The following is a 26315-nucleotide window of genomic DNA, read 5'->3' on the forward strand; positions in this document are numbered from 1 at the left end:
CTTGATGCAGGGTGTCAGACGAGGCGCGCGTAACCCATCGCGTGCGCTTCGTCTTCCAGTTGCTCGATGCGCTGGTAGTCGGCCAGCGAGAGCGTGGAAAAACCTTTCAGACGCAGCCGCCGTGCGCGCTCCGGTTGAGCGTCGAGTTCGGCCGCGAGCGCTTCGCGCAACGCGACGACGGTGGCTTCCGGCACGGTGCTCGATGCGATCAGCGGCAGTCCGGGTGAAGCCGCGCTCGCGCCGATCGCCCGCACGGAGTTCGCCAGTTCCGGCAACTCGTCGCGCACGAAGGCCCAGGTCACGCAGTCGATCGCGGCAACGTCCGCGTGACGATGCGCCACGGCGCGCAGCGAACCCAGGTGCGAGCCCGTGCGCATCACCGTGCTGAAGAATGCGCCCTCGCGCGCGAGCGGCGCGACCGCATGGCGCAACACGTTCATGCCGCTATTCGAATCGTCCTGATTGTAGGCCGCGCGTGCGCCCCGGCACGCGGCGAGCGACTCGTAGGCGGCATCGGCGCGCGTCACGAGGACGCTCGAATAGTTCGAGCCCGCGCAGCCCGGCGCGTCGAAGCACGGCGTGGCCACCAGTTGCACGTCTTCGTGCAAACCATGCATCAGCGGATAGCCGCAGGTTTGCGACAGCAGCAGATTGGGACGCCGCCAGAAGCCATGCAGTTCTTCGTCGGGTTCGACGATGCGGCACGCCGGCTTGACCCGGCGCAATACACCGCCCAGCCACTCGCGCCAGTCGGCGGCGAGCGCGGGCGAAACGTTGTACATCGGCAGGGCGGCGATCCAGGTCATGGCCGGGATTCTGTCATACCCGACGGTCAATGTCTGACCATTCGGAATTCGTCCACGTCGAGCCGCACGGGCTCGACCGGTGCGACCGCACCTTTCTGCGCCGCCACCGACAATATCTCCGACTGCGCACCGGCGAAGGCCAGCAGCAGATCGCGGCGCCGCCTGCTCGGTGCGCCGTAATAGGTCATCAGCGCTTCGGCGCTCACTTCGAAAATCATCGGACGGTCATCGAAACATACGCGGAATGCGACCGTCGCGCATTCGGTCACGCAGGGCCGAAACCCTTCATCGACATAGACAGACATAGCGATCTCCCCTCGAGCGCCTGAGTGTTCAGGATGACGCAAGCCTCTACGCGGGTATGTGGGAAAACCGGCATTGAGCGCAAATTGGCCGGCGCGCCGCGCGGAAAATCTTGCATGGGGTGAGGCTTGGAAACTTTGGTAAGCGGCATGGGCTTCCTGCCCGATATTCGAGCGTTTTGCACGGGACGACGCTCGCTACACTCGCCGTCGAAAGTCGAGTTTCTCCAGTCCAATTCACGCAGAAGGAAGAACGATGTCCCACGGCGGTCTCTACGGCGTACTTCGCACCGGCGCACGGCGGGCGCTGCTGGTTTCGGCGCTATCGCTCGCCTGCGGTCTGCAGGGCTGTGCGACTTCGCTGGAAACGTTCGGGCTCGGCGCGGGTGTCGGCATCGTCGGTGCATTCAGCTTGCTGGGCTGTGCGATCGGTTGCCGCTGACGGAGCGTGTCGATGGATCAGGCCGTACTGGGCGTGCTGCGCGTCTATCACGAGCGGATCGCCGACGCGCCGGCCGCGCCGGAGCGTCGCCCGTCTTCCGCCGCACCGGCGACGGGCCAGTTCGTCAAGCTGCTGGCCGCGAGTCTCGACAAGCCGCAGATTCTCGAACTCGGCACCTCGTATGGCTATCTGAGCATCTGGCTGGCGAGCGCCGCGCGCGCATCGGGCGGCCGTCTCACCAGCATGGAGTTACACGACGACAAGGCCGCTTTCGCGCGCGAGATGTCGGAGAAGGCGGGCCTGTCGGCTTACGTCGACTTCAAGGTCGGCAACGCGGTGACATTGATCGAAGATCTGCCGTTCAAGCTGGACTTCGTGCTGATCGATCTGTGGAAAGACCTCTACGTGCCGTGTCTCGACGCGCTTTATCCGAAGCTCAACGCCGGCGCGATCATCGTGGCGGACAACATGCTGTGTCCGGGCGGCGAGGACGCGCGCCGCTATCTCGACGCGGTGCGCGCGAAGCCGCACATGCGCAGCCTATCGTTGCCGCTCGGCGCGGGTCTGGAAGTCAGCCGCTATTGTTGAGCGTTCGAGCCGGCGTCCGTTGCCGGTCCATGGCAGCGGCGAGAAGCGCGGGCGGCTGTCCACGCCGCTGCCTTTGCCGTTATCGGCCGCATGTTCGCTTTGCGGATGCACGCATGAACCCACGGCGCTCAGCGCATAGCGCGTGAGCCATTCCCGGTAGCCCTTCACCAGAAACCCGCCGTTGCGTTCGAGGTAGGCCTCGCGCCGCGCTTCATAAACGCGTTTGAGCGCGAACCACGGCACGTGCGGCAGATCGTGATGCACGGCGTGATAGTTGTTGTTCAGGAACAGCAGCCGCCAGATCCACGCGGCTTCGTTGACGACCGTGCGATGCGCGTGTTCGTGCGCCGCGCGATGCTCCTGAAACGAGCGGACCGAACTCAGCGACAACGCGCCGTAACCCACGCCCACGATAAAGAGCCACGCGGGAAATGCGCAGCTCTGCTGAAGCCAGAGCGTCAGCGCGGCGAGCGCGGCGAAATGCGCGAGCCACATCGGCACGTCGCGCCAGTCGCCACGGCGGATGCGGGCGAGCGCGGCGACGTGGGTCGCGGCGATGGCGAACGCCGGACCGACCAGCATCCGGCCGATAAACGTATTACGGAAAGTGAGCAGCGCGCGAATCGGCGCACCCGCGCGAATCCACGTGACGTGTGCGACGAAATAGCTTTCGGGATCGCGTTCGGGATGCGTCAGATGCGGGTCGTCGTGATGTTGAAGATGCGAATCGCGATACGCGCCATACGGAAACCAGACGGCCAGCGGCGCGAAGCCGAACGACGCATTCAGACGCGCGGAACGGGTGGGGTGACCGTGCAGCAGTTCGTGTTGCAGCGACATGTACCACGTGCTGAAGAGCACGAGCAGCAGCGTGGTGAGCGGCAGGCCGAGTTCGCGTGCGTGCGTCGCGGTGCCGAACCAGCCGCCGTAGATCGTGGCGATCAGAAGCCAGGTCGGCCACTGGCTGCGCCAGGTGCGGCTTTGCGCCATGCCGGCGAGGGCTGCGCGTTGCGTTTCGTCTAGGTAAATCGCCATCGGCTGGATCGGTCTTCGTGCATGTTCGTATTCATGCTACGGACCAATCCCAGCGCTCAGAACCATTTTGTTCGGCAATGCTTTTGCCCGATCCTGCATAGGCGGCGGGGCCGGGTTGTCCAACGCGTCGATGTGCGTCTCAGCCGCTCATGCTCAGCCCGCGTCCGCCACGTGGCAGGCGTGATCTTGCAGACCTTCGGCTGTGCCGCTGCCGTCCTTGATATCCAGTCCGCTATTCACCACGAGCCAGCCGTCCTGTTCCGCCGACGGCCCGGCGCCCGTCACGAGGATGGTCTGCGTCGCCATCGCGTCCGAACCGGGGTTGTCGCGCGCGACGAGGCGAAACGGGTTGTCGGTTTGCGCCAGCGACATCACTCGCATGATGCGGTAACGATTGCCGTCGAGCGATGCCCAACGCCATTCGCCCGGCGTGTCGTGCGCATGAAGCGCGAGCGCCGCGCTCACGTCGCTACGCAGACAGTCGATGTGGATATGCAACTGGTTCTGCGTGCGCCTGAACTGCGAGTTGATTTCGAGGCTCAACTGGTTGTCGGGCAGGCTGCGTTTGACGGCCTTCTCGACGTCCACGCGCGACGTCCACGCATCCACCCAGTAGTCGCGTGCGTCGGGCGCGAGGATCAGCGGACTCTCGATGCCGGTGATGCGGTCGGTGGGAATCAGCAGATGCTGCGAGCGTCCGACGATATCTTTAAGGATCGCATAACGTTGGTCTAGGTCGACGCTCGTGCATTGGCCCGGCGTGCCGGTGGCTTCCTGCGACGGCACGCAGCGCAGCGAGACGATTTTCCACAGCGCGTTGGAGTCGACCGCGGCAAGGCGCGCGCAGGCTGTGGCCGCGAAAGCCAGCGCAACGACGACTGCACCGCGCGACATAACCCGCCGCCAGCGGGCGCGAGCGGCGATCAAAGCACGGGTGCCGGCAACGCGCCGAGCACCTGTTCGAACGCGACGCCGATCGCGAGCAGCCGGCGGTCGCTACCGAGCGGGCCGTCCAGTTCCAGACCGACCGGCAGGCCGCTCGCGGTCATGCCCGCGGGCAGGGAGAGCCCCGGAATGCCCGACGTGCTGGCCGGATCGGTGTTGCGCAGAAAGGCGTCCATCGTGCCGATCGAGGGCGATCCGTCGATCGTGACGGTGGACGAGCCGTTCAGTTCGTCGATCGGCACGGCGGCGAGACGCGTAGTGGGAAACAGCAGCGCATCGAGTTGCGCGTCGGCGAAGGTATCGGCCATGTATTGCTGCAAACGCGGACGCCAGAGGTTGAGCGCCGCGTCGTACTGCGCGTCGAGCACGCCCGCCAGTACGCCGTCGTAAATCTCGCGCACGTCCGGGCTCGCGATGCGGGCGGCCAGTTCGGCTACGCTTTGCACCGGTGCATGATTGGCGACGAGCCAGGCCTGCACGTCATGACGCGCTTCGTGGATCGCAACCGGTCCGCCGACCATGCCGTTGAGCATGTCCAGTTCGCTCATCGCCACTGCCACGAAGGTGACGCCCGCCGCCTCCAGCTTTTGCAGGGCGGCGCGGGCCACGTCGTCGAGCTGCTTTTCGAGACCGTCCCACAACGGCGCGGGCAGGCCGATGCGCAGACCGTTCAACGTGAGCGCGGGCAATGGACCGGCGCCGGTGATGACACCGTCGAGCAGCGCGATGTCCGCGACAGTACGCGCCATCGGACCGACTGTGTCGCGCGTATGACTGATCGGCACGACGGCATCCGGATCGTGATAGCGACGCTCGGCGCCGCCGTTGCCGACCGACGGACGAAAGCCCGCGATGCCGGTCAGCGCGGCCGGAATGCGGGTCGAGCCGCCGGTGTCGGTGCCGAGACCGGCGGGCGCGATGCGCGCGGAGATCGCCGCCGCCGTGCCGCCCGACGAGCCGCCTGGAATGAGGCCGGGGTCGTACGGATTACGCACTGGTCCGGCGTGCTGCGCGAGATTCGTACTCGTGATGCCGAACGCCAGTTCGTGCATGTTGGCTTTGCCGAGCACGATCGCGCCGGCGTCGACGAGCCGTTGCACCGACGGCGCGTTGGCCTTCGGCACGAAGCCTTCGAGTGCTGGCGTGCCCGCGGAAGTTTGCAGACCGGCGGTATTGATGTTGTCTTTCACGACCACCGGCAGACCGGCGAGCGGCAACTGCGCTTTCGCCTCGGGCGTGAGCGCGTCGATGCGTCGCGCGGTGGCGAGCGCGCCGTCCAGATCGAGTGTGGTCAATGCGTTCAGACTGCTGAGTGCGGCAGCGCGCGCGAGCAGCGTGCCGACGTAGTCGACCGCCGGGAGGCGCCCCGACTGGATGGCGCCGACCGCTTCGATTGCGGTCAACGCGAGTTGTTCATCGACTGTCCATGTCATGGCGGCGTGCAGAGAACGAGCGAATGTGTCGCGTATTCTGGCACAACCTTCGCAAAGCCGACGCCGCCCGCGCAGGGACGCTTACTGATGGTTGTCGATCCACATGCGTCCCCAGCGGAACGCATAGGCGAGCGCGTGTTCTTCGTCGAAGAAATAGTCGAGTGCGTCGAACGAATAGGCCTGATGATTCGCCGCGGTGTTCTCGATCGTCAGATTCGCGGCAAACAGCCCGTTGGGCAATTGCTGCGCGGCCGGCGCGACTTCGTAGCCCTTGTAGCGGATATGTGAATTCATAGTCGTGGCAGTGAGTATGCCCGCATATATGTTGCTGAAAAGCCGGCTTCGAAGAGGCAACGTCGTGCGTCAGGCAACCGGTGAACGAGCGGGCAGGGTGAAGCGTAGGCCGCGCCGCGCAGCGGGTGAACCAATCATTCCTCGAAAGCAAATCAGCGCGATTCTGGAACGGACATCAGGTGGCCGGATCAGTCGCCATACATCGCTTTGAGCACACTATCTGGCGATCCGCGCAAGCCGTCTGTTATGTGCCGCACGCTCGGCGAGGGGGCAGGGTTTGTGTCGATGGGTGTGCCGCTGCATGTGCCGCTGCGTGTGCCGCTATCTGTAAAACGGCCGGCGGCGGCGCGATGAAAAAACGCCATGGAGCGGCGTGCCGGTCCATGGCGTTGGATTTGAACCCGATGCGGATAGCCCGCGCTTGCGGCGCGCGGGGCAGGCGTTCTTCAGACCGCGTGCAGCAGACGCGCCGGTGTCGACGTTTGCGCGGGTTGGGCGTCGGCGAGCGAACTTGCCGCGCTGTCGAGCACGACGCTCGCGGGGCGATGCGCGTTGAAGGCCAGCGCGAATTGCGCGGCCTGCTGACCGACCGTAGCGAGCTGGTCGACGACCTTCGGGTCCGAGCAGGTGTCGATGGTATCGAAGCGTGTTTCGAGCGTGTTGATGCCCGCGCCGAACGGCGTCGGCCAGCCGCGCAAGGCGTGCACGATCGAGCGCAGCGACGTGAGCACCGAACCCGCTGCCTGCCAGCCGTAGGCGGTGACGATGCAGCCCACGGCGCGGCCGTCGAGATACGGGCGCTCGTCGGCGCGCAGCTCTTCCAGCGTATCGAGCGCGTTTTTCACCAGACCGGAGACGCCGCCGTGATAGCCAGGCGTCGCGATGATGAGGGCGTCGGCGTGACGGACGGCTTCGATCAGTTCGAGTTGTTCGTCGGTGCGCTGCGGGTTTTCCGGGGCATAGTGAGGCAAGCTATGCAGAAAGGTGCCGCCGAACAGGCGCGTAGTCGCGCCGGCCGCTTCGGCGCCGCGCAAGGCGAAGCCGAGCGCGCGCTCGGTGGACGAAGCCGCGCGGGTCGTGCCGCCAATGCCGACGACGAGCGGGCGGCGGTGATGATCGGATCGGGTCAACGAAATGCTCCTTCGGTAGCGGCTCACGACATGCTGGCGCGGGGCTGCGCGCAGACACACCGGGACGAACCGGTCTTTGAAGTGTCATCTTAATGACGCCTGCAGCCCGCACGAAGCGACTTTTTGTTCTAACGATATAACCGGTCGAGGTGAACTACCGTGCGGTGGCGCGCCTGCCGGTGCAATGAAATGCAGTTCAGGTGCGGCGGGATAAGCATATGTCGAACGGTTGGTTGGACGCGTCACGGTGTAGGGCTAGGATGGGCCTGTCTCCTCCATGACACCTCCTTGACATGGGACTCGGCCTCGCCACGCCAGTGGCGGGGCATTTTTTTTGTCCGCGCGACGCGTCACGAGCGCGCCGTTTTTCGCGTGCTACGATGGTCCGCGACGTGAATTCCGGCGAGGTCGAGCAGGCAATGGCAACTCTTTATGACACGCTCGGTGTGCCCATGCACGCCACGGACGAGGAAATCAAGCGCGCCTACCGCAAGGCCGCGATGAAGTGGCATCCCGACCGCAACAACGGCGCCGAAGAAGTCGCGCGCGCCACCTTCCAGGAAATCAAGGACGCGTACGCGATTCTCTCCGACGCCGCGCAACGCAAGGTGTACGACACCGTCTACGCCGAGCAGATGCGCGGCTGGGAAGCGCAACGCGCGCGCCACGAACAGGCGCAGGCGCAACGTGAAGCCGCCGCGCGCGCGGCCGACGAAGCCGCGTACGCGCAGATGGTGTCGCTCGCCATGCGTTTCGCCGACGACGACCACAATCGCGATGTCGTGTTCGGCGTGTTGCTGGGGCGCGGCTGCGAAGCGCAGCGGGCCGCGCAGATCGCCGACAGCGTGGCCGCGCTGCAGGCGTCGCGGCGCGAGCCGCCGCAAGCCGCGACGGCCGGCGACGATGAACTCGAAGCCGAAGCTACGGTGCACGACGGCGCCGAAGCAGAGGGTCGCCGGCAAGCGTCAGCCAGTCAAACGGGTCAAACCCGACGCGACGATACCGTCCACGAAGCCAGTCCCGCTGGCGCCCTCGGCGGACTCTGGTATCAATTCCTGAACGGCTTGCGCTTCTGAACCGCGAGCCTTCCGTTTGATCCGATGATCGGACGATGATGGCCGTCAGGCGATAGACCTGGGCCGAATTGATATAGACGCCGGCCTTTAGCGTTTGGAGGGCGGCTTCTAAACTCGATGAGGTGTCTGCCTCGATCCAACAGTTCTGCCGGTCGAGGCGATCCATGACTTCGCTTGATCCCACCTCGCAGATGCCGGAGGCTCGACGGCCATGTTCACTTTCATCGTTGTGGTTGCGGTCGCGGCGTTCGTCCCTTATGTCGCGGCTCCGGGCATCGAAAAAGGCGTGAAGGCGGTGACCCAGCCCACGGCTGAGATGCGCTACGAGGCCTCGCCCACGGCGGCGGCCGAGGGCAACGATGCCGCGAACCGGATTCTCTCCGCGCAGCCCGTCTCGGACAGCAGCGTCTGAACGCGGCGCAGTCGCGTCGCGCATGTTTTTGTCCGTCATGCGCCGTCGCGATAGGCTAATGTAATATTCCTGCGATTGCCTAAGGTTTCAGCACAACCTGGTAAAAATTCTCGTGGCGAAAGAAATTAAGGCATCGTAGTGTCACGGAGACGCAAGACTGGGTCGGCAGAATTGCAGACAGAAACAAGAAAAACATGGGTACGGGGTAAGCGTGACCAGAAAATACAAAGTGCTGTTTCTCTGTCGCGAGAATTCGGCACGCAGCATCATTGCCGAAGCACTATTACGGGAACTCGCCAGTCATCGGTTCGACGCATTCAGCGCCGGGCCGGAACCCGCTGCGCGCGTTCATCCGCTCGCCATCGCCCAATTGCGGCCGGGCATTTCGGATCTCGGCGTGCTATGCCCGAAAAGCTGGCTGGAATTCACCGGCGAGTGGGCTCCGCGCATGGACCTCGTGATTGCCATGGACGACGGCGTGGCCGGCGAACACGCGCCGGGTTTTCCGGGCGACCCGGCCTTGTGCAACTGGAGCTTCGCCAATCCGCTCGCAGACGATCTGTCCGACGCCGAACGCCTGCGCTCATTCGAAAAAGTCTTCTGGCAGATCGTGCGCCAGGTGAGTGCATTCATCGATTTGCCGCAGTATGCCGTGGCGCGCCGGGACAGCGCGAAGGCCATCGAGGTGCCGCTGCTCGGCAAGGAGCGCTGCATCGAGTCGGATGCCCAGCCGGGCGGTGCGTCGATGGGCGGCACAGCGCGCAATACCACCTCGTGCCGGGTGTGACGAGCTGAAACGCCGCTCTGCTGCGCGGCGTTCGCCGCGTCCGCATCGCGCGGGACGCGACGAAAGCAGGCGGTTTCTACTGGGACGCTTTGGCGGGTGCCATCGGATCGTTGGCCGGCATCGAACCCATCGGCGCGTTGCCCGAGTCCATCTTGCTCATCGAACCGGCCTGCATGCCCGACATCGGCTGGTTGATCGGATCACCCCGATAGGTCATACCGGCTGTGGCGGCGCTGTGCGCATTGCCGCCGCCCGTGCCGCCCTGACCATTGCCGCCACCCTGTGCGAACACGGGTCCGACTATCGCGAGCGACAGAGCCGTGAAACCCGTCAACATGATTTTCCGCGTTGAATTGCGCATGACATTTCTCCTTGCGAGCGCATCGGGTTCGTTGATCCCGGCGAGCCGACGTAAACCGCTAATGAGAGGCTGGTTGCGCGGCGGCAAGAAAATCGTCTCCAGTCCTCCGACGGACCAACGCGCCATGGCGTTGCTCTGACTGGATATACGGCGGGTAGCGGCGTCTGGATTCACATCGAAGGGAAAGCGGCGCGCGACGCACGCGCGGGCGTCGGCAAAGCGGTCACGGCCGTGGCGTGCAACGGAAAATGTTTTGCGTCGTGCGCTGACCGCCCTGTGCCTGGCGGCAGGTTTCCGACAGCGGTCTCGTGACCGCCGGCAAAAAACAGCGGCGGCTCAGCGGCTATTGGAGCGCGCGAGCGGACTGCCGGCAAAGGGATCGTTCTGCCAGTCGACGCGTTTTTTTGCCGGTGCGGCGGCCGCCGGCGCCGGAGCGGGCGTGGCCGAGAGTTCGAAGTGGCCAATCGACTGACCGGCGCTGATTGCCTGTTTGAGCCATTGAGGCATCTCGCCCTGACCGTCCCAGGTATCCCCAGTGGCGCTGCGGTAACGGGCGTTTTTTTGTCCACCACGCTCGTTCGCGAGTACGGCTGCCAGATCTTCTGGTTTGATACCAAACTCTTCCATGCGATGGCGGAGATACGCAATCATGCTATCTCGCTTCCGTTCGTCCATAAGATATTCGTCCCTCTAAAGCGTCCAGCGTTCTGTCAGTTGCAGATTGCAAGAGTCCGCCGCGAAAGCCTCACGCCCATGTGCTGGGGCCGGCCCGCGGTGAAACGATTAATCGAAGAAAATGCCATTGGCGGCGTCGGATAACGTCCACCTCTAAAAGCGCTACTGTTGATGCGCAAACTGGCCAGATGCCTGGCCCACTACCGGCGCCGTAGCAATCAATGAATATTCAAACTGTTCGCCGTACGGCAAATGTGACTGGATAAGCCACCGTGATGCCGTGGAAAAAAGAACGATGATGACAATGCATTGATTGCGAACGGCTGACCTTGTCTCGGTGCTCCACCTCTCGCCGGTGACTTCGCCGGTGACACTTGCGGGTGGGCCCAGTTTTTCTGCGTTATATGCGCATCATAACGCACTGTCAGGCTAATGCACGCGCTGGCTGCCTGATTTTCGTTCAAATATGCGCTTGTGAACATTTAACCTGCCGAACCAGACGTGAATCATCGGCTTACGGACAGGATTGCAATCCTGCGCGGCCGAACTATAACGAAACTGCGGAGCGACATTCCGCATTTCCAGCCTTGCGCCCGATTCCGCCCAGCTGCGAGGACGCGCGCGTCGTCGGTCAACGGTCTGGCAATTATTCACTCGTTTAGTTCGGTGACTCGCCGCAGCAGTCACGTTTTTGCATTCGCCCGTTTTTTGCCTGTGTTTTGCCGCCAGGTGATGGATAGTCGGCTCGATTGGCGTCAAACGTTTTTTCGCGGATCAATTCTTTGGAAAGGCGAGGACTGCTGCGCCGGATTCGAGGAGTCTGGACATGAAATTACGTTTATGGGTGGCAGTGGCAAGCGCCGTACTTTTTCTCGCGCCGAAGACGGCCGGCGCGCTCGACAACCCGCAGACCCAGGCGGCGAACGGGCAGGCCCTGATGCAGAACGCAAATCAGTCGGCACAGGCGACAACGGACATGTCGTACGGCGATGCGGGTCAGGCGAACACGCCCGGCGCCGAAGACGTGCGCAACGTATCGTATGGAGGCACGGCCGCGGGTCACGCGGAAACGGGGGGGCCGCAATGGCAGCCGTGTTCCGGCGGTCCGCAATGCAAGGTGTACTTCGGCCAGTAAGCGGAATGGCGATACGGGAGGCGGCCGCAACCCTGGCTGGTTCGCCTCCCGCTTTCAGGCGCGGTTGTTCCTGGCGTTGGCGGTGCGCGTCTGTCCGAATTTGCTCGGCGCGGTTTTGTTCGGCACGAATTTGCTTGTCAATTATGCAGCCGCGATTTCGCGGCTGATTTTTGCGTCGAGTCTGCGTTTGAATTCGCGGCCGAGTTTGTCTTCGAGTTTGCGTAGTCAGGCAAGCGCCATCTGCGCGGCCATCGGCTCAGTGCGCGTGGCACGCACGCCGGTGTCGGTGAGCTTGCCGACGATCGTATCGAAGCCGGCGGCATGGTCGGCGCTCTGGTCCGTGAAGTCCCTGAACTCGTCGAGCAGGGCGCGCCACGACGCGTGCCAACGCATTTCCCGGATGCACGTCCCCGTCGGATCGGCAATGCGCAGCACGCCGTTGTCCGGGTAGAAAGTGAGCGTGACGGGCATGCCGTCGATAATGCAGGTCGCAGTGCACGGGCGGGTCGTAACCATTTGGCTGAATTCCTTTTTATGATCGTTCGTAGCAGATCGGGCCGAGCCGCGACAGGCGGCGCGTCGGCGACTGCTTCAGCAAACGGTGTGCCTGCCGCGCTCGTTGCGATGCAGCCGTCGCCGTTGATGACGATTCGAGTGGTCACGTGAATATCCCCGTCAATATCCCCATTGCCGACTGCGATTTTCCGGTGGAGCCAGCAGCGAATTAAAGACGATGGTAAGGTGTCTTCCATTCAGGTTTCACCGCCGATTTTTCAAACCGACCGTCGAGCATTCCGCACCACACGTAACAGGCGCACCGGGCCTTCGGGCCACGCAGAGAGAAGCAGGCCCACGTTGCCTGCTTTTCTGTTTGCGGCGCGCCGTCACGCGTGGTGCCGCGCATTGGACATGACCCAGTGCGACCCGATTAGCCGATTCGATTAGTCCGGTGAAACCGCTCCAATTCCACCCGTTGTTGTATTACTCGCAAACAATATTATGTTGATCGAAGATAATCTGCCGGCAGGCACAGGCTTGCCGGACGATGGCGCGTCGTCGTCCTTGCGCGACTGGCTCGCGGTCGTTGCCGTCGCCATTGGCGCGTTCGCTTTCGTGACCACCGAATTCCTGCCGGTGGGATTGCTGCCGCGCATCGCCGCCGAACTCGGCGTGCAGCCCGGCACGGCGGGTCTGATGGTCACCGTGCCAGGTGTCATTGCCGCGATCTCCGCGCCCGGCCTGATGCTGGTGGCGGGACGCATGGACCGTCGTCAGGTCTTTCTGTTGCTGACCGCGCTGCTGCTGGCGTCGAACATGATCTCCGCGTTCGCGCCCAACTTTGGCGTGATGCTGGTGGGCCGCGCATTGCTCGGGGCCGCGCTGGGCGGTTTCTGGACACTCGCCACCGCGGCCTCCGCGCGGCTCGTCAAACCGCACGATTCGGCGCGAGCCATGGCCACGATTCTCACCGGCGTGACCTGTGCAACGGTGATCGGCGTGCCGCTCGGCACGTTTATCGCGAGCTTCGCGTCGTGGCGTGCGTCGTTCATGGCAACCGGCGTGCTGGTCGCGGTCGCGCTGGTCGCGCAATTCGTCTTCGTGCCGTCCTTGCCGTCGAGCGCCGCGTTGCGCCTGCGCGACCTGACCGATCTGCTGCGCCGGCCGCATCCGCGCCGCAGCATGCTGATGGTCGCGCTCGTATTCGGCGCGCATTTCTCGTCGTACACGTACATCACGCCGTTTTTGCTGCGCAACGCCAATCTGTCGATGGGAACGATTACCTGGCTGCTGCTCGGCTTCGGCATGATCGGCTTCATCTCGAACTTCGCGGTGTCGTCCACGGTCACACGCAATCTGAAGGTGTCGGCGGCCGCGATGATCTCGCTGCTGATGTTCGCATTGCTGGCGTTGCCGCTTCTGCAGCACTCCACCATCGGTGTCACGGCGCTGGTGCTCGCCTGGGGCGTCGCGTTCGGCGCGCTGCCGCTGTGCTTCAGCGTGTGGATCCAGCGCGCGACGCCGGATGCGCCCGAAGCCGGTTCGGCGCTTTTCGTGAGCATCATCCAGGTGGCGATCGCGTTGGGGTCGCTGGTGGGCGGCGTGGTGGTCGATCATGTCGGCATTTCCGCGGACTTCCTGCTCGGCAGCAGTCTCGGCCTGCTGGGACTCGCCGCGCTCGCGAGCTTCGGACGTGTCGAACGCGAGGCGGCTCGGTCGCTGGCCTGCCCGGACGCCTGATGGCGACGGCTTGAGTTTGCCTGAGTCTGCCTGGGTCTGGTCGCGCGCTGCTCTCGTGCCGGTCCGGTTCTGGTCGGCGGCAGATGCTTTTTGATTTTTGCCGCGAGTTTGTCCAGAATGTTCTGTCGATCGTTACCGCGCTGAAACCGGCCTGGTACTGTACCCGTTCGACGGATACGCCAGGCCGCTGTTGAATCCAGCGGTCCCGCCCACATGTGTCGATACCGGGCCACGAAGCGTGGTCCGGTGCATCGCATCCAGCATCCAGCAAAAGCAGGCCCAGAGCATGATCAAACCTGAATTTACCGAGCCGGACAGTGCGCGCCCCGAGCTGCTGTGTTTTCTCGTCGCCATCGCGGCGGCGTCGTATGCGCTGACGGGCGAATGGCGCGTGGATCACGTGGTCGAAAGCTGCCGGCGCTGGTTGGGCAAGAACCACGCAACCATGCACTGGCTCGACCGCGTCCGCATCGGCCAGCTTGCCTTGAAGATTGCCGAAAAAGATCTGCTGGACGCGGGCGTGGCCGTGCGTCTGTCCAGCGTGAACGCGCTCTTCACCGATGAAATGGAGCTGAACGGCGCCAGCACGATGGTGCAGAAAATGATGGCCTTGTGCCACGAGGCGCTGTGAAGCGCGGGCAGGCTTCGCTTTAGCCTGGTTTTATCGCCGTCCGCGCGATCGCTACGTAATTGCTACGTAACTGCCACGCAGTAACCACGCAACAGCCCCGCAATTTCCCTGTAACAGGCGCGCAACTACCGCGCATCGACCGCGCAATCTCCCCACACGCTTTCGGCGGCACTTCGGTCGCCGCATCCCCGCCACACCCGATCCACTTTTGTTATCACCCGCTCCGATTCTCGGATTGTTATTGCATCGCCATGTTCGTATATTGGCTGGACCGAAGCGGTACAGCGGACATACAACAACTGGAAGGCGCACGCCCAGCCGTGTGCCTCAGGAGCAGAGGAGCAGCGATGAATCGGATCGATCTGGAGGGGCGCGTGGTCGCCATTACCGGCGGCGCGCGCGGCATCGGCTACGCGGTGGCGCAGCGGGCGTTGAACTCGGGCGCCTCGGTGGCGCTGTGGGACATCGACGCCGAACGGCTCGCGCGCAGTGAGCGTGAGTTGAGCGAACTCGGCAAGGTCAGCTCGGTCACGGTCGAGTTGACCCAGGAAGCATCGGTCGAGCAGGCGGTGGCGAAGACGCTTGCCGCGCACGGCTCGATCGACGTGCTGATCAACTGCGCGGGCATCACCGGCGGCAATGGCACGACATGGGAGCTGGAACCCGACGTGTGGCGCCGCGTGATCGACGTCAATCTGATCGGGCCTTATCTCACCTGCCGCGCAGTCGTGCCGCAGATGCTCAAGCAGGGCTATGGGCGCATCGTCAACATCGCGTCGGTGGCCGGCAAGGAAGGCAATCCGAACGCGTCGCACTACAGCGCGTCCAAAGCCGGCCTGATCGGTCTCACCAAATCGCTTGGCAAGGAACTCGCCACGAAGAACATTCTCGTGAACGCAGTGACACCCGCGGCCGCCAAAACCGAAATCTTCGATTCGATGTCGCAGCAGCATATCGACTACATGCTCTCGAAGATTCCGATGAACCGCTTCCTGCTGCCGGAAGAGGCGGCATCGATGATTCTCTGGCTCTCGTCGGAAGACTGCGCGTTCAGCACGGGCGCGGTGTTCGATCTGTCGGGCGGACGCGCGACCTACTAAGCGGCCGGGTGCGCGGCTGCAGTCGTGGTGCATGACTCGTAATCCGTGAGTCTTAACCCATGACTCGTAACCGATAAGCCGCGCATTGATCATCGCGCAGGTCGAGCCGCACATCATGCGCGGCAGCAGTACACAAGCACAAGAAAGCGGAGCGCGCCCACGCGCTTCCAAGGAGACGTCATGAATCCGCATTCGCCCGCGTCGCTGGAGGCGATCAACAGCAAGGTCATGCGCCGGCTGTTGCCATTCCTGCTGCTGATGTACGTGCTGGCCTTTCTCGATCGCGCCAACATCGGTTTTGCGCAGAAAGCCCTGCAGCACGATACGGGCTTGTCGAACGCGGCATTCGCCTTCGGCGCAGGCGTGTTCTTCGTCGGCTATGCGCTGTTCGAGGTGCCGAGCAATCTGCTGCTGCATCGGGTCGGCGCGCGGCTGTGGATGTGCCGAATCATGGTCACGTGGGGCATCGTGTCGGCGGCGATGTGTCTCGCGCACACGCCCACGGCGTTCTACGTGTTGCGCTTTCTGCTCGGCGTCGCCGAGGCCGGCTTCTTTCCCGGCGTGATCTATTACCTCACGCACTGGTTCGCGCAGAATGCGCGGGCTCGCGCGGTCGGCGTGTTCTATTTCGGCGCGCCGCTCGCGTTCATCTTCGGCAGTCCGCTGTCGGGCTCGCTGCTCGAATTGCATGGCGCGCTCGGATTGACCGGCTGGCAATGGCTGTTTCTGATCGAAGGTTCGCTCGCCTCGCTGGTCGGCGTGTGGGCCTTCTGGTATCTCGACAACCGTCCCGAAGACGCGCGCTGGCTCGATGCGCAGGAACGCGCCACCTTGCGTGCCGCGCTCGACGACGATGCGCGCGCCGCGGCATCGCATGGACCGCATCGGATTCTGGCCGCGCTGGTGGATCGTCGCGTGCTGCTGCTTTCGCTGATCTACCTGCTCATCCAGATGAGCGTGTACGGCGTGATCTTCTATCTGCCGCAACAGGTGGCCGCCTTGCTCGGCACCACGGTCGGCCTGCGCGTCGGTCTCGTGACGGCCTTGCCGTGGCTGTGTGCGCTGGCGGTGACATGGTACGTGCCGCGGCGCGCGGATCGCACCGGCGGTCATCGGCGCTGGGCCGTGACCTTGCTGGTCGTCGCGGGTCTCGGTATCGGTGTGTCTGGGCTCGCGCACAACCCGTCGATCGGTCTGATCGCGCTGTGCTGCGCGGCAAGCGGTTTCATCGCGGCGCAACCGCTGTTCTGGACTTTCCCGACGCGCTACCTGACCGGCGCGGCAGCGGCCGGCGGCATCGCGCTGATCAACTCGCTCGGCAGTCTCGGCGGCTTCTTTGCGCCGAGCTTGCGGACCGCGGCGGAACACACGTTCGCGTCGACGTCGGCGGGACTCGTGGTGCTCGGCGCATCGAGCCTGCTGGCGGCGCTGCTGATCGGCACCTTGCTGAGACCAGGCGGCACGGCGGCCGACCCGGCTTTCGACAACCTGCTGCATCGCGCCCGCTAGGGCCGCGTAATGCAATCACAGTGGAATCGCAATTGAATCGCGGCGGAATCGCTGAGCCTTGCCGCGCGCGTATCAATCGCATTAATCGCACTAACGCATTTATTGCGCACTAACGCACCTTCAACGGAGCCCTTTCATGGCCATGCCCACCATCCGGCACGTGCGTGCCTTCATCGTTCGCGGCGGCGGCGCGGATTATCACGATCAACCCGGCGGACACTGGATCGACGATCACATCGCCACGCCGATGGCGCGCTATCCGGAATATCGCCAGAGCCGTCAGTCGTTCGGTATCAACGTACTCGGCACGCTGGTGGTCGAGATCGAAGCGAGCGACGGCACCGTGGGCTTCGCGGTGACGACGGGCGGCGAGATCGGTGCGTTCATCGTCGAAAAACATCTGGCGCGTTTTCTCGAAGGACAACTCGTCACCGACATCGAAAAGATGTGGGATCAGATGTACTTCTCGACCTTGTACTACGGCCGTAAGGGCGTGGTGCTGAACACGATTTCCGGCGTGGATCTCGCGTTGTGGGATCTGCTCGCGAAAGTGCGCAAGGAACCGGTGTACCAGTTGCTGGGTGGACCGGTGCGCGACGAACTGGTGTTCTACGCCACCGGCGCGCGGCCCGATCTCGCGAAGGAAATGGGCTTCATCGGCGGAAAGCTGCCGTTGCAGCATGGTCCCGCCGAAGGCGAAGCGGGCCTGAAGAAGAATCTCGACAAGCTCGCCGAGATGCGCAGCCGCGTCGGCGACGACTTCTGGCTGATGTACGACTGCTGGATGAGTCTCGACGTGCCGTATGCGACGAAGCTCGCGCATGCCGCTCACGAGTACGGGCTGAAGTGGCTCGAAGAATGTTTGCCGCCCGACGACTACTGGGGTTACGCCGAACTGCGTCGCAACGTGCCGCGCGGCATGATGGTGTCGACCGGCGAACACGAAGCGACGCGCTGGGGCTTTCGCATGCTGCTGGAAATGGAGTGCTGCGATCTGATCCAGCCGGACGTGGGCTGGTGCGGCGGCATCACGGAACTCATCAAGATTTCCGCGCTGGCCGACGCGCATAACGTGATGGTGGTGCCGCACGGCTCGTCGGTGTACAGCTATCATTTCGTCGTCACGCGACACAACTCGCCGTTCGCCGAGTTCCTCATGATGGCGCCCAAGGCGGACGAAGTCGTGCCGATGTTCACGCCGCTGCTGCTCGACGAACCGGTGCCCGTGAACGGCAGAATGAAAGTGCCGGACACGCCGGGCTTCGGCGTGCGTCTGAATCCGGAATGCAAACTGGTGCGGCCGTATCCGCGCTGAGAATAACGTGGCTACGCTACGAGGAGATTGACGTGCTGCTCAAGGACAAGGTTGTGATCGTCACGGGCGGTTCGCGTGGCATCGGCCGCGCGATCGCCGTGGCATGCGCGGCGGAAGGCGCCGATGTCGCGATCAACTACTGGGGCGATAACGACGCGTCGTATGGACGCCGTTCCGCGGTCGAAGAAGTGGTCGGCGAAATCGAGGCGCTTGGCCGCCGCGTGATTGCCATCGAAGGCAACGTGGCCGCGCGCGAAACGGGTCAGCAACTGGTGCGCCATACGGTCGAAGCATTCGGCAAGGTGGACGTGCTGGCGAGCAACGCCGGCATCTGTCCGTTTCACGCCTTTCTCGACATGCCGCCCGAGGTGCTGGAATCGACCGTGGCGGTCAATCTGAACGGCGCCTTCTACGTGACGCAAGCGGCCGCGCAGCAGATGAAAGCGCAGGGCACCGGCGGCGCGATCGTTGCCACGAGTTCGATCAGCGCGTTGGTGGGCGGCGGCATGCAGACGCATTACACGCCCACCAAGGCCGGCGTGCATTCGCTGATGCAGTCGTGCGCGGTGGCGCTCGGCCCGTACGGCATACGCTGCAATTCGGTGATGCCCGGCACCATTGCGACCGACCTGAACGCCGACGATCTCGCCGACGAAGCCAAGAAAGCCTACTTCGAAAAGCGCATTCCGTTAGGGCGTCTGGGCCGTCCGGAAGACGTGGCCGACTGCGTGACCTTTCTTGCGTCGGATCGCGCGCGCTACGTGACGGGCGCCGCCTTGCTGGTGGACGGCGGTCTGTTCGTCAATCTGCAATGACCGGCATGGCGCACTCAACCCACGTGCGCGGGCGTAGGCGGAGTGTCGGAAGTGGCGGTCGAGGCCGAGGCGGCAGCGGCGCTGGTTTCTTCGCGCGCGAGCTGGCGCGAGACGCTGCGCAGCAGGTCGATGAAACGCAGCGCGGGTTCGGCGAGCGCTTCTTCCTTGCGCGTCAGAATGCCGAAGCCCGCCAGGCTTTCGCCGATTTCGATCGGCAGCGCCACCAGCAGTTTGCCGCGCACATGATCGCGTACGACGGATTCCGGCAGCATGGCGACGGCGTCGTAGTTTTCGAGCAGTTGCAGGGTGGCGAAAATCGACGCGCACTCGGTCAGATTCACCGGCGTGGCGAGGCCGGCGCGCGCGAGTTCTTCTTCGAACAGCACGCGAGCGGGACTCGTGACCGGTTGCGCCACCCACGGCCAGTCGATCAGTTCGCGCAATGTAATGCGCGTGCGCTGCGCCAGCGGATGCACCGAGCGCACCACCAGCCGCAAGGTTTCGCGTGCGAGCGGCTCGAAACTGAAATCGTTGTGTTGCAGCGGACTGGTGAGACGGCCGAGCGCGAGATCGACTTCGCGGCGGTGCAGCAACTGCACGACCTGGTCGCTGGTTTCGCCGAGAATGCGCACGTTCAGCAGTGGGCTTTCGGTCTTGAGCGTGGCGATGGCCATGGCGAGCAGATCGGGCGCGGCGCCCATGATCGCGCCGACGGTCAGCTGTCCGTGCCCGCCGCGCCGCTTGACGTCGAGGTCGTCTGCGAAACGGGTGAGTTCGGCGAGCGCGCGGCGCGCGTAAGCCAAAGTCACCACGCCGAGCGGCGTGGGCGTCATGCCGCGCGCGTTGCGCTCGAACAGCAGGAAGCCGAACGCTTCCTCGATATCGCCCAGCATGCGGCTCGCGCTCGGCTGCGCCACGTTGACGGCTTCGGCGGCCTGATGGAGATTGCGCGTGTCGTCGAGTGCGACGAGCAGCGCGAGATGCTTGAACTTGAGCCGGTTGACGAGGGCGATTGCTGCTGAAGATTGGCTCATGGGGCTCATGGTGCGGATAACGCTCGAAGGTCCGATGCAGTGCGGTGCGATTCGGATTGTGGATCGCCCAATCCCAACAACGGATTGAGTTGCTATCGACGCAGGAATTATAGTCGCTTCAGACGCAGCCCCGGCGAGGCCGGGAAATGTGCCGAAAGACGACGGGAGACAAGGCCGCAATGGAAACAATCGCTTTCCGGATGGTGCTCAACCCCGGCATGCGCGAGGAATACGAACGGCGTCACGCGCAGATCTGGCCCGAGCTGGTTGATGCGTTGCACAACGCCGGCGTGCGCGATTACCGCATCTTTTTCGACGCGGACACGAATCATCTGTTCGCTATCCTCACGCGCAACACGAATCACCGTATGAACGAGTTGCCGCAACTCGAGGTCATGCGCAAATGGTGGGATTACATGGCCGACATCATGCAGACGGCGCCCGACCATACGCCCTTGCAGCAGCCGCTCGAACCGGTGTTCCATCTGAACTCGTTAAGCTGATTTCCCGATCCTGATCTGAGTTGCACCGCACGGAGGCAAGCCGCATGCAGGTTGTCGATTCGCATATCCATCTGTGGGATCTGAAAACGCATCGTTATCCGTGGCTGGAGAATCCGGGCGTGTCGTTCGTGGGCGACGCGCGCGACCTGAAGCACGACTATCTGCTCGACGATCTGTTGCGCGAAGCGGGCGAGATCGACGTCGTGAAACTGGTGCACGTCGAAGCGAATCACGATCCGGCCGATCCGGTGGAAGAAACGCGCTGGCTGCAGTCCATTGCCGACCGGTCCGAATCGCGCGGCATGCCGAACGCGATCGTCGCGGCGGTGGATCTTTCCTCGGACCACGCGCCGGCCTTGCTCGAAGCACACGCCGGGTTTGCCAACACGCGCGGCATCCGCCAGATTCTGAACGTTCACGACAACAGCCTGTTCGACTACGTGGGCCGCCATTTCATGCGCGAGCCCCAGTGGCGGCAGCATTTCACCTTGCTGCGCCGTTACGACATGTCGTTCGATCTGCAGATTTATCCCTCGCAGATGGAAGAGGCCGCCGCGCTCGCGCACGCGCATGGCGACACGCAGTTCGTGGTGAATCACGCCGGCATGTTCGTCGATCGCAACAGCGTGGCGGGTTATCGCGCGTGGCGCGACGGCATGCGCCTGCTCGCCACCTGCGAGAACGTCACCGTGAAACTCAGCGGCCTGGCGATGTTCGATCATCGATGGACGGTGGAAAGCCTGCGGCCTTACGTGCTCGAAACGATCGACACGTTCGGTGTGGAGCGGGCCATGTTCGCATCGAATTTTCCGGTGGATCGCCTGTTCGGCTCGTACACCGATTTGTGGCGAGCGTATGCGAGCGTCGTGCAGGACGCGAGCGAGGCGGAACGGCATGCGCTGTTTCGCGGCAACGCCGAGCGCGTGTACCGGATCTGAATCTGCCAGGACTCGACGGGCGTGCGCAAGCGCGCAACCGGAAGAAAAAAGAAGGAGACACGTAGTGCAGCAACCGACATCCGCGGTGCCCAGACTCGAACTGCGGCACGCGAGCAAATCATTCGGCCGGGTTCGTGCGCTCTCCGACGGCGACCTCGCGCTATGGCCGGGCGAAGTGCACGCACTGCTCGGCGAAAACGGCGCGGGCAAATCCACGCTCGTGAAAATTCTCGCGGGCGTGCACCAGCCCGATGGCGGCGAACTGCTGGTGGATGGCGCGCCGCGCCGTTTTGCGACGCCCGCCGAGGCGCGCGATGCGGGGCTCGCGGTGATCTATCAGGAACCCACGCTGTTCTTCGACCTCTCGATTGCCGAGAACATTTTCATGGGACGTCAGCCGGTGGATCGCATCGGCCGCATTCAATACGACGCGATGCGCCGCGAAGTGGACGGCCTGCTCGCGTCGCTCGGCGTCGATCTGCGCGCGGATCAGCTGGTGCGCGGTTTGTCGATCGCGGACCAGCAGGTGATCGAAATCGCCAAGGCGCTTTCGCTGAATGCCAACGTGCTGATCATGGACGAACCCACGGCGGCTTTGTCGCTGCCGGAAGTGGAGCGGCTCTTCGCCATCGTGCGCAAGCTGCGCGAACGCGACGTGGCGATCCTGTTCATCACGCACCGGCTCGACGAAGTGTTCGCGCTCACGCAACGAGTGACCATCATGCGCGACGGCGCCAAAGTGTTCGACGGACTCACCGCCGATCTCACCACCGATTCCATCGTCGCGAAAATGGTGGGTCGCGATCTCGAAACGTTTTATCCGAAGGCGGAGCGGCCGCCCGGCGAAGTGCGTCTGTCGGTGCGCGGGCTCACGCGCATCGGCGTGTTCAAGGATATTTCCTTCGACGTGCGCGCCGGCGAGATCGTCGCGCTGGCCGGTCTTGTCGGCGCGGGCCGCAGCGAAGTGGCGCGCGCGATCTTCGGGATCGACCCGCTCGATTCGGGCGAAATCTCGATCGGCGGTCAGCGGCTCGCGACGGGACGTCCGGCCGCCGCCGTGCGCGCCGGTCTCGCGCTGGTGCCGGAAGACCGGCGTCAGCAAGGACTCGCGCTGGAGTTGAGCATCGCCCGCAACGCTTCCATGACGGTGCTCGGGCGGCTCGTGAAGCACGGCCTGATTTCCGCGCGCAGCGAGACGCAACTGGCCAATCAGTGGGGCACGCGTTTGCGTCTGAAAGCGGGCGATCCGAACGCGCCGGTCGGCACGCTGTCGGGCGGCAACCAGCAGAAGGTCGTGCTCGGCAAATGGCTCGCCACCGGCCCCAAAGTACTCATCATCGACGAACCCACGCGCGGCATCGACGTGGGCGCCAAGGCCGAGGTCTATAGCGCGCTCGCCGAACTGGTGAGCGAGGGCATGGCGGTGCTGATGATTTCGAGCGAACTGCCGGAAGTGCTCGGCATGGCCGACCGCGTGCTGGTCATGCACGAAGGCCGCATCAGCGCAGACATTCCGCGTGCCGACGCCGACGAGGAGCGCATCATGGCTGCCGCGCTCGGACAACCCATTCCACCGCTCGGGCGGGCCGCATGATGCGCCATTCCTCCACTCATCCCGCACCCGTGCCGCCGACAGTCGCGCGGCGCCCGGCCAGCGCGCCGGGCGGTTTCGTGGCGAGCATCGCGAAGAGTCGCGAAACGACGCTGTTCGTGGTGCTCGTTCTGCTGATCGTCGGCACCGGGCTCGCGAGGCCGCAGTTCCTGAACCTGCAGAATCTGCGCGACGTGCTGCTCAACGTGTCGATCATCAGTCTGCTGACGGCGGGCGTGACGGTCGTGATCCTGATGCGGCATATCGATCTCTCGGTGGGATCGACGGTCGGCATCAGCGCCTACGCGGTCGGCAGTCTCTACGTGACGTTCCCGCATATGCCGGTGCTCGTCGCGCTGCTGGCGGGGCTGGCGATCGGTCTCGTGGCGGGCGGCGTGAACGCGCTGCTGGTCGCGGTGGGGCGCGTGCCGTCTCTGGTGGCCACCTTGTCCACGCTCTATATTTTTCGCGGCGCGGACTACGCGTGGGTTCACGGCGGACAGATCAACGCGACCAGTCTGCCGGACGCCTATTCGCGGCTGGCGACCGGCACGCTGCTCGGCATACCGAATCTCGCGCTGATCGCCGTGGTGGTGCTGGTCGGCCTCGGCATCTATCTGAAGCAGTTTCGCGGCGGACGCGAGCATTACGCGATCGGCTCGAACCCCGAGGCGGCGCGTCTGGCCGGCGTGAACGTGGAGCGGCGCGTGATGTCGGGTTTTCTGCTGTCGGGCGCGATCGCCGGTTTCGCCGGCGCGCTGTGGCTCGCGCGCTTCGGCACCGTCGACGCGAGCACCGCAAAGGGCATCGAACTCCAGGTGGTGGCTGCCGCCGTGGTCGGCAGTGTGGCGATTACCGGCGGCGTCGGCACGATACTCGGCGCGACGCTCGGCGCGCTCGTGCTCGGCGTGATCAGTATCGCGCTCGTGGTGCTGCACGTTTCGCCATTCTGGGAGCAGGCTATCGAAGGCGCGCTGATCGTCGCCGCGATCACCGCCGATACCTTGCTGGCCCGCTCCGTCGCCAAACGCATGATGAGGAAACGCGATCATGGCTAAACCCGATTCCGCGCTGCTCACGCGCAAACGCGAAACGCCGCTGCAATGGGAAGTGCTGCCGGTCATCGTGCTGATCGTCGCGCTGGTGCTCGGCCGCGTGCTGTCTCCGGTATTCCTGAGCGGTGCAAACCTGAGCAACGTGCTGGCCGATCTCACCGAAATCGCGCTGATGGCGCTGCCCATGACGCTCATCATTGTCGCGGCGGAAATCGATCTGTCGGTGGCGTCGGTGCTGGGCGCGTCCAGCGCGCTGATGGGCGTGCTGTGGCACATGGGACTGCCGATGCCGGTGGTGATCGTGCTGGTCCTGATTTTCGGCGCGCTCGCCGGGCTCCTGAACGGCCTCGTGATCGTCAAGCTGAACCTGCCTTCGCTCGCCGTCACGATCGGCACGCTGGCGCTGTTTCGCGGACTCGCCTACGTGTTGCTCGGCGATCAGGCCGTGGCCGATTTCCCGGCTGCCTACACGGCGTTCGGTATGGACACCGTCGGCGCGAGTTTCATTCCGCTGCCGTTCGCCATCGTGATCGTCGGTGCAGTGCTGTTCACGGTGCTGCTGCAGGCCACCGCGTTCGGCCGCAGCCTCTATGCGATCGGTGCGAATCCGACCGCGGCGGCTTTCTCCGGCATCGAGGTCGCGAAGATCAGGTTGCGCCTGTTCGTGCTGTCCGGCGCGATGAGTGCGCTGGCCGGCGTGGTGTACACGCTGCGCTTCACCAGCGCGCGCGGCGATAACGGCGAGGGCTTCGAGTTGTCGGTGATCGCGGCGGTGCTGTTCGGCGGCGTGAGCATTTTCGGCGGACGCGGTTCGATGGTCGGCGTGCTGCTGTCGCTGCTGATTATCGGCGTGCTGAAAAACGCCCTGACACTCGACGACGTCTCCAGCGAAACGCTCACCATCGTGACCGGCGTGCTGCTGCTCGCGTCGGTGCTGATCCCGAATCTGGTGGCGCGCTGGCGTGCGGCACGCGACCGGCGTTTCATCGCGAAGTCGGCGGCTTCGTCGTAATACCGTTCAGCAAGAGCAAGGCCCAAAACCAACAACCCGGACATCATCCCGTCCAACAACGAAGCAGGAGACACTTCATGTTCAAGCCTCTACGTCACACCGGCACGGCTGCGCTGTGCGTCGCATTGCTCGCGATCAGTTGCGCGGCGGGCGCCGCCGGACTCAAGAGCGGCCTGAAGATCGCATTCGTGCCGAAGCAGATCAACAACCCGTATGAAGTGATCGCCGACGACGGCGGGATGGCGGCCATCAAGGAATTCGGCGGCGTGGGCAAGGTGGTGGGTCCGTCGGATGCCGGCGCGTCGTCGCAGGTGCAATACATCAACACGCTGATCACGCAGCGCCAGGACGCGATCGTGATCGCCGCGAACGACGCCAACGCGGTCGTGCCATATCTGAAGAAAGCGATGTCGCAAGGCATCAAGGTCGTCACCTTCGACTCCGACACCGCGCCCGAGGGACGGCAACTGTTCGTCAATCAGGCCAACGCCGAAGGCATCGGCCGCGGCCAGATTCAACTCGTCTCGAAGCTGATGGGCGGCGAGGGCGAATTCGCCGTGCTGTCGGCCACGCCGAACGCCACCAACCAGAACACGTGGATCAAGTGGATGCAGGAGGAGTTGAAGAAGCCGGAGTACGCGAAGATCAAGCTCGTGAAGATCGCCTATGGCAACGACGACGACCAGAAGTCGTTCGTCGAAACGCAAGGTCTGCTGCAGGCGTATCCGAACCTGAAAGCGATCGTTGCGCCGACGACGGTCGGCATCGCGGCGGCGGCGCGTTATATTTCGTCGTCGTCGAGCAAGGGCAAGGTGGCGGTGACCGGTCTCGGCACGCCGAACCAGATGCGCGCGTTCGTGAAGAACGGCACGGTCAAGGCTTTCCAGTTGTGGGACCCGAACCAGCTCGGCTATCTCGCGGGCTATGCGGCGGCTGCGCTGGCATCCGGCACCATCACGGGTAAGGAAGGCGAATCGTTCGACGCCGGCAAACTCGGCAAGCGCACCATCGGACCGCAAGGCGAAATCATCCTCGGACCGCCCACCACGTTCGATTCGAGCAACATCGACAACTTCAATTTCTGAGCGAACGCTTAGGAACAAACTCGCACAGAGCGTGCGGTCCGCATGACGGACCGCACGCTTTTTTCTTT

General features: G+C 64.0%; 29 protein-coding genes. 18 read left to right on the plus strand and 11 right to left on the minus strand.

Annotated features, from left to right (window positions below; all coding sequences use genetic code 11):
* Window positions 1-14 precede the first annotated feature (14 nt).
* Both P3T18_RS14455 and P3T18_RS14460 read right to left on the minus strand, forming a co-directional pair.
* A complete protein-coding gene (locus P3T18_RS14455; RefSeq protein WP_429300599.1) occupies window positions 15-806 on the minus strand; it encodes a phosphate/phosphite/phosphonate ABC transporter substrate-binding protein in 792 nt (263 codons plus the stop codon).
* 26 nt (window positions 807-832) lie between these two features.
* Window positions 833-1111 (minus strand): DUF1488 family protein, encoded by a 279-nt coding sequence (locus P3T18_RS14460; RefSeq protein ID WP_429300600.1) that lies wholly within the window; start codon window positions 1109-1111, stop codon window positions 833-835.
* 253 nt (window positions 1112-1364) lie between these two features.
* Here P3T18_RS14460 and P3T18_RS14465 point away from each other — a divergent pair, with 253 nt between their 5' ends.
* Entirely contained in the window at window positions 1365-1550 is a 186-nt protein-coding gene (locus P3T18_RS14465; protein ID WP_429300601.1) for a hypothetical protein, read from the plus strand.
* 12 nt (window positions 1551-1562) lie between these two features.
* The gene (locus tag P3T18_RS14470; protein ID WP_429300602.1) at window positions 1563-2138 is read left to right on the plus strand and encodes an O-methyltransferase; all 576 of its coding nucleotides are present in this window, start codon (window positions 1563-1565) and stop codon (window positions 2136-2138) included.
* Here P3T18_RS14470 and P3T18_RS14475 read toward each other — a convergent pair.
* The 5 genes from P3T18_RS14475 to P3T18_RS14495 form a co-directional block, all read right to left on the minus strand.
* Window positions 2091-3173, minus strand: coding sequence for a fatty acid desaturase (locus P3T18_RS14475; RefSeq protein ID WP_429300603.1), 1083 nt, complete (start codon window positions 3171-3173; stop codon window positions 2091-2093). The two genes, P3T18_RS14470 and P3T18_RS14475, sit on opposite strands and share 48 nt — an antisense overlap.
* A gap of 153 nt (window positions 3174-3326) precedes the next feature.
* Window positions 3327-4067, minus strand: a complete 741-nt coding sequence (locus tag P3T18_RS14480; RefSeq protein ID WP_429300604.1) for a CDP-diacylglycerol diphosphatase — start codon at window positions 4065-4067, stop codon at window positions 3327-3329.
* A gap of 29 nt (window positions 4068-4096) precedes the next feature.
* Window positions 4097-5551, minus strand: a complete 1455-nt coding sequence (gene iaaH, locus P3T18_RS14485; protein ID WP_429300605.1) for an indoleacetamide hydrolase — start codon at window positions 5549-5551, stop codon at window positions 4097-4099.
* Window positions 5552-5632: 81 nt separating this feature from the next.
* On the minus strand, window positions 5633-5845 hold the full coding sequence (locus P3T18_RS14490) for a transcriptional regulator (RefSeq protein WP_429300606.1): 213 nt from the start codon (window positions 5843-5845) through the stop codon (window positions 5633-5635).
* A 446-nt stretch (window positions 5846-6291) separates the two neighbouring features.
* Entirely contained in the window at window positions 6292-6975 is a 684-nt protein-coding gene (locus tag P3T18_RS14495; RefSeq protein ID WP_429300607.1) for an NADPH-dependent FMN reductase, read from the minus strand.
* A gap of 419 nt (window positions 6976-7394) precedes the next feature.
* Between P3T18_RS14495 and P3T18_RS14500 the strand changes: the two genes are divergently transcribed.
* The 3 genes from P3T18_RS14500 (at window position 7395) to P3T18_RS14510 (ending at window position 9250) form a co-directional block, all read left to right on the plus strand.
* On the plus strand, window positions 7395-8051 hold the full coding sequence (locus P3T18_RS14500) for a J domain-containing protein (protein WP_429300608.1): 657 nt from the start codon (window positions 7395-7397) through the stop codon (window positions 8049-8051).
* A 211-nt stretch (window positions 8052-8262) separates the two neighbouring features.
* The gene (locus P3T18_RS14505) at window positions 8263-8463 is read left to right on the plus strand and encodes a hypothetical protein (RefSeq protein ID WP_429300609.1); all 201 of its coding nucleotides are present in this window, start codon (window positions 8263-8265) and stop codon (window positions 8461-8463) included.
* A 211-nt stretch (window positions 8464-8674) separates the two neighbouring features.
* Window positions 8675-9250: an arsenate reductase ArsC gene (locus P3T18_RS14510; protein ID WP_429300610.1), complete on the plus strand. Its 576-nt coding sequence runs from the start codon at window positions 8675-8677 to the stop codon at window positions 9248-9250.
* A gap of 76 nt (window positions 9251-9326) precedes the next feature.
* Here P3T18_RS14510 and P3T18_RS14515 read toward each other — a convergent pair whose 3' ends face one another.
* Window positions 9327-9611: a hypothetical protein gene (locus P3T18_RS14515; protein ID WP_429300611.1), complete on the minus strand. Its 285-nt coding sequence runs from the start codon at window positions 9609-9611 to the stop codon at window positions 9327-9329.
* A 336-nt stretch (window positions 9612-9947) separates the two neighbouring features.
* Window positions 9948-10286: an H-NS family nucleoid-associated regulatory protein gene (locus P3T18_RS14520; RefSeq protein WP_429300612.1), complete on the minus strand. Its 339-nt coding sequence runs from the start codon at window positions 10284-10286 to the stop codon at window positions 9948-9950.
* An 826-nt stretch (window positions 10287-11112) separates the two neighbouring features.
* On the opposite strand from P3T18_RS14520, the gene P3T18_RS14525 reads away from it, so the two are divergent.
* Entirely contained in the window at window positions 11113-11421 is a 309-nt protein-coding gene (locus P3T18_RS14525; protein ID WP_429300613.1) for a hypothetical protein, read from the plus strand.
* Window positions 11422-11646: 225 nt separating this feature from the next.
* Here the strand turns inward: P3T18_RS14525 and P3T18_RS14530 are convergent, their stop codons facing one another.
* Complete coding sequence (locus P3T18_RS14530; RefSeq protein ID WP_429300614.1) at window positions 11647-11937, minus strand: hypothetical protein; 291 nt, start codon at window positions 11935-11937, stop codon at window positions 11647-11649.
* A gap of 483 nt (window positions 11938-12420) precedes the next feature.
* On the opposite strand from P3T18_RS14530, the gene P3T18_RS14535 reads away from it, so the two are divergent.
* From P3T18_RS14535 to P3T18_RS14560, 6 genes are all read left to right on the plus strand, one after another.
* Window positions 12421-13659 carry an MFS transporter gene (locus P3T18_RS14535; RefSeq protein ID WP_429300615.1) on the plus strand — a complete coding sequence of 413 codons (1239 nt, stop codon included), beginning with the start codon at window positions 12421-12423 and terminating at the stop codon, window positions 13657-13659.
* A 286-nt stretch (window positions 13660-13945) separates the two neighbouring features.
* Window positions 13946-14290: a hypothetical protein gene (locus tag P3T18_RS14540; RefSeq protein ID WP_429300616.1), complete on the plus strand. Its 345-nt coding sequence runs from the start codon at window positions 13946-13948 to the stop codon at window positions 14288-14290.
* 347 nt (window positions 14291-14637) lie between these two features.
* Window positions 14638-15390 (plus strand): SDR family NAD(P)-dependent oxidoreductase, encoded by a 753-nt coding sequence (locus P3T18_RS14545; RefSeq protein WP_429300617.1) that lies wholly within the window; start codon window positions 14638-14640, stop codon window positions 15388-15390.
* Between the two features lie 180 nt (window positions 15391-15570).
* Complete coding sequence (locus P3T18_RS14550) at window positions 15571-16899, plus strand: MFS transporter (RefSeq protein ID WP_429300618.1); 1329 nt, start codon at window positions 15571-15573, stop codon at window positions 16897-16899.
* Between the two features lie 136 nt (window positions 16900-17035).
* Window positions 17036-18214, plus strand: coding sequence for an L-rhamnonate dehydratase (gene rhmD / locus P3T18_RS14555; protein WP_429300619.1), 1179 nt, complete (start codon window positions 17036-17038; stop codon window positions 18212-18214).
* A 32-nt stretch (window positions 18215-18246) separates the two neighbouring features.
* Window positions 18247-19029 (plus strand): SDR family NAD(P)-dependent oxidoreductase, encoded by a 783-nt coding sequence (locus P3T18_RS14560; RefSeq protein ID WP_429300620.1) that lies wholly within the window; start codon window positions 18247-18249, stop codon window positions 19027-19029.
* 14 nt (window positions 19030-19043) lie between these two features.
* Here the strand turns inward: P3T18_RS14560 and P3T18_RS14565 are convergent, their stop codons facing one another.
* Window positions 19044-20063 carry a LysR family transcriptional regulator gene (locus P3T18_RS14565; RefSeq protein WP_429300621.1) on the minus strand — a complete coding sequence of 340 codons (1020 nt, stop codon included), beginning with the start codon at window positions 20061-20063 and terminating at the stop codon, window positions 19044-19046.
* 179 nt (window positions 20064-20242) lie between these two features.
* Here P3T18_RS14565 and rhaM point away from each other — a divergent pair, with 179 nt between their 5' ends.
* The 6 genes from rhaM (at window position 20243) to rhaS (ending at window position 26247) form a co-directional block, all read left to right on the plus strand.
* Window positions 20243-20566, plus strand: coding sequence for an L-rhamnose mutarotase (gene rhaM / locus P3T18_RS14570; protein ID WP_429300622.1), 324 nt, complete (start codon window positions 20243-20245; stop codon window positions 20564-20566).
* Window positions 20567-20610: 44 nt separating this feature from the next.
* Window positions 20611-21504 (plus strand): amidohydrolase family protein, encoded by an 894-nt coding sequence (locus P3T18_RS14575; RefSeq protein ID WP_429300623.1) that lies wholly within the window; start codon window positions 20611-20613, stop codon window positions 21502-21504.
* A gap of 64 nt (window positions 21505-21568) precedes the next feature.
* Complete coding sequence (locus P3T18_RS14580; protein ID WP_429300624.1) at window positions 21569-23098, plus strand: sugar ABC transporter ATP-binding protein; 1530 nt, start codon at window positions 21569-21571, stop codon at window positions 23096-23098.
* On the plus strand, window positions 23095-24153 hold the full coding sequence (locus P3T18_RS14585) for an ABC transporter permease (RefSeq protein WP_429300625.1): 1059 nt from the start codon (window positions 23095-23097) through the stop codon (window positions 24151-24153). Before P3T18_RS14580 ends, P3T18_RS14585 begins: the two co-directional genes overlap by 4 nt.
* Entirely contained in the window at window positions 24146-25162 is a 1017-nt protein-coding gene (locus tag P3T18_RS14590) for an ABC transporter permease (protein WP_429300626.1), read from the plus strand. Before P3T18_RS14585 ends, P3T18_RS14590 begins: the two co-directional genes overlap by 8 nt.
* Window positions 25163-25239: 77 nt before the next feature.
* Complete coding sequence (gene rhaS, locus P3T18_RS14595) at window positions 25240-26247, plus strand: rhamnose ABC transporter substrate-binding protein (protein WP_429300627.1); 1008 nt, start codon at window positions 25240-25242, stop codon at window positions 26245-26247.
* The last annotated feature ends 68 nt before the right edge of the window (window positions 26248-26315 follow it).

The sequence above is a fragment of the Paraburkholderia sp. GAS199 genome (genome assembly GCF_050436585.1).
Taxonomy (GTDB): domain Bacteria; phylum Pseudomonadota; class Gammaproteobacteria; order Burkholderiales; family Burkholderiaceae; genus Paraburkholderia.

Coding starts and splice junctions, on each gene's coding strand:
- rhmD (WP_429300619.1), top strand. CDS start 17,036: ATGGCCATGCCCACCATCCGGCACGTGCGTGCCTTCATCGTTCGCGGC.
- P3T18_RS14505 (WP_429300609.1), top strand. CDS start 8,263: ATGTTCACTTTCATCGTTGTGGTTGCGGTCGCGGCGTTCGTCCCTTAT.
- P3T18_RS14585 (WP_429300625.1), top strand. CDS start 23,095: ATGATGCGCCATTCCTCCACTCATCCCGCACCCGTGCCGCCGACAGTC.
- P3T18_RS14550 (WP_429300618.1), top strand. CDS start 15,571: ATGAATCCGCATTCGCCCGCGTCGCTGGAGGCGATCAACAGCAAGGTC.
- P3T18_RS14475 (WP_429300603.1), bottom strand. CDS start 3,173: ATGGCGATTTACCTAGACGAAACGCAACGCGCAGCCCTCGCCGGCATG.
- P3T18_RS14575 (WP_429300623.1), top strand. CDS start 20,611: ATGCAGGTTGTCGATTCGCATATCCATCTGTGGGATCTGAAAACGCAT.
- rhaM (WP_429300622.1), top strand. CDS start 20,243: ATGGAAACAATCGCTTTCCGGATGGTGCTCAACCCCGGCATGCGCGAG.
- rhaS (WP_429300627.1), top strand. CDS start 25,240: ATGTTCAAGCCTCTACGTCACACCGGCACGGCTGCGCTGTGCGTCGCA.
- P3T18_RS14500 (WP_429300608.1), top strand. CDS start 7,395: ATGGCAACTCTTTATGACACGCTCGGTGTGCCCATGCACGCCACGGAC.
- P3T18_RS14545 (WP_429300617.1), top strand. CDS start 14,638: ATGAATCGGATCGATCTGGAGGGGCGCGTGGTCGCCATTACCGGCGGC.
- P3T18_RS14460 (WP_429300600.1), bottom strand. CDS start 1,111: ATGTCTGTCTATGTCGATGAAGGGTTTCGGCCCTGCGTGACCGAATGC.
- iaaH (WP_429300605.1), bottom strand. CDS start 5,551: ATGACATGGACAGTCGATGAACAACTCGCGTTGACCGCAATCGAAGCG.
- P3T18_RS14480 (WP_429300604.1), bottom strand. CDS start 4,067: ATGTCGCGCGGTGCAGTCGTCGTTGCGCTGGCTTTCGCGGCCACAGCC.
- P3T18_RS14525 (WP_429300613.1), top strand. CDS start 11,113: ATGAAATTACGTTTATGGGTGGCAGTGGCAAGCGCCGTACTTTTTCTC.
- P3T18_RS14565 (WP_429300621.1), bottom strand. CDS start 20,063: ATGAGCCAATCTTCAGCAGCAATCGCCCTCGTCAACCGGCTCAAGTTC.
- P3T18_RS14470 (WP_429300602.1), top strand. CDS start 1,563: ATGGATCAGGCCGTACTGGGCGTGCTGCGCGTCTATCACGAGCGGATC.
- P3T18_RS14465 (WP_429300601.1), top strand. CDS start 1,365: ATGTCCCACGGCGGTCTCTACGGCGTACTTCGCACCGGCGCACGGCGG.
- P3T18_RS14520 (WP_429300612.1), bottom strand. CDS start 10,286: ATGGACGAACGGAAGCGAGATAGCATGATTGCGTATCTCCGCCATCGC.
- P3T18_RS14490 (WP_429300606.1), bottom strand. CDS start 5,845: ATGAATTCACATATCCGCTACAAGGGCTACGAAGTCGCGCCGGCCGCG.
- P3T18_RS14540 (WP_429300616.1), top strand. CDS start 13,946: ATGATCAAACCTGAATTTACCGAGCCGGACAGTGCGCGCCCCGAGCTG.
- P3T18_RS14590 (WP_429300626.1), top strand. CDS start 24,146: ATGGCTAAACCCGATTCCGCGCTGCTCACGCGCAAACGCGAAACGCCG.
- P3T18_RS14455 (WP_429300599.1), bottom strand. CDS start 806: ATGACCTGGATCGCCGCCCTGCCGATGTACAACGTTTCGCCCGCGCTC.
- P3T18_RS14535 (WP_429300615.1), top strand. CDS start 12,421: ATGTTGATCGAAGATAATCTGCCGGCAGGCACAGGCTTGCCGGACGAT.
- P3T18_RS14515 (WP_429300611.1), bottom strand. CDS start 9,611: ATGCGCAATTCAACGCGGAAAATCATGTTGACGGGTTTCACGGCTCTG.
- P3T18_RS14530 (WP_429300614.1), bottom strand. CDS start 11,937: ATGGTTACGACCCGCCCGTGCACTGCGACCTGCATTATCGACGGCATG.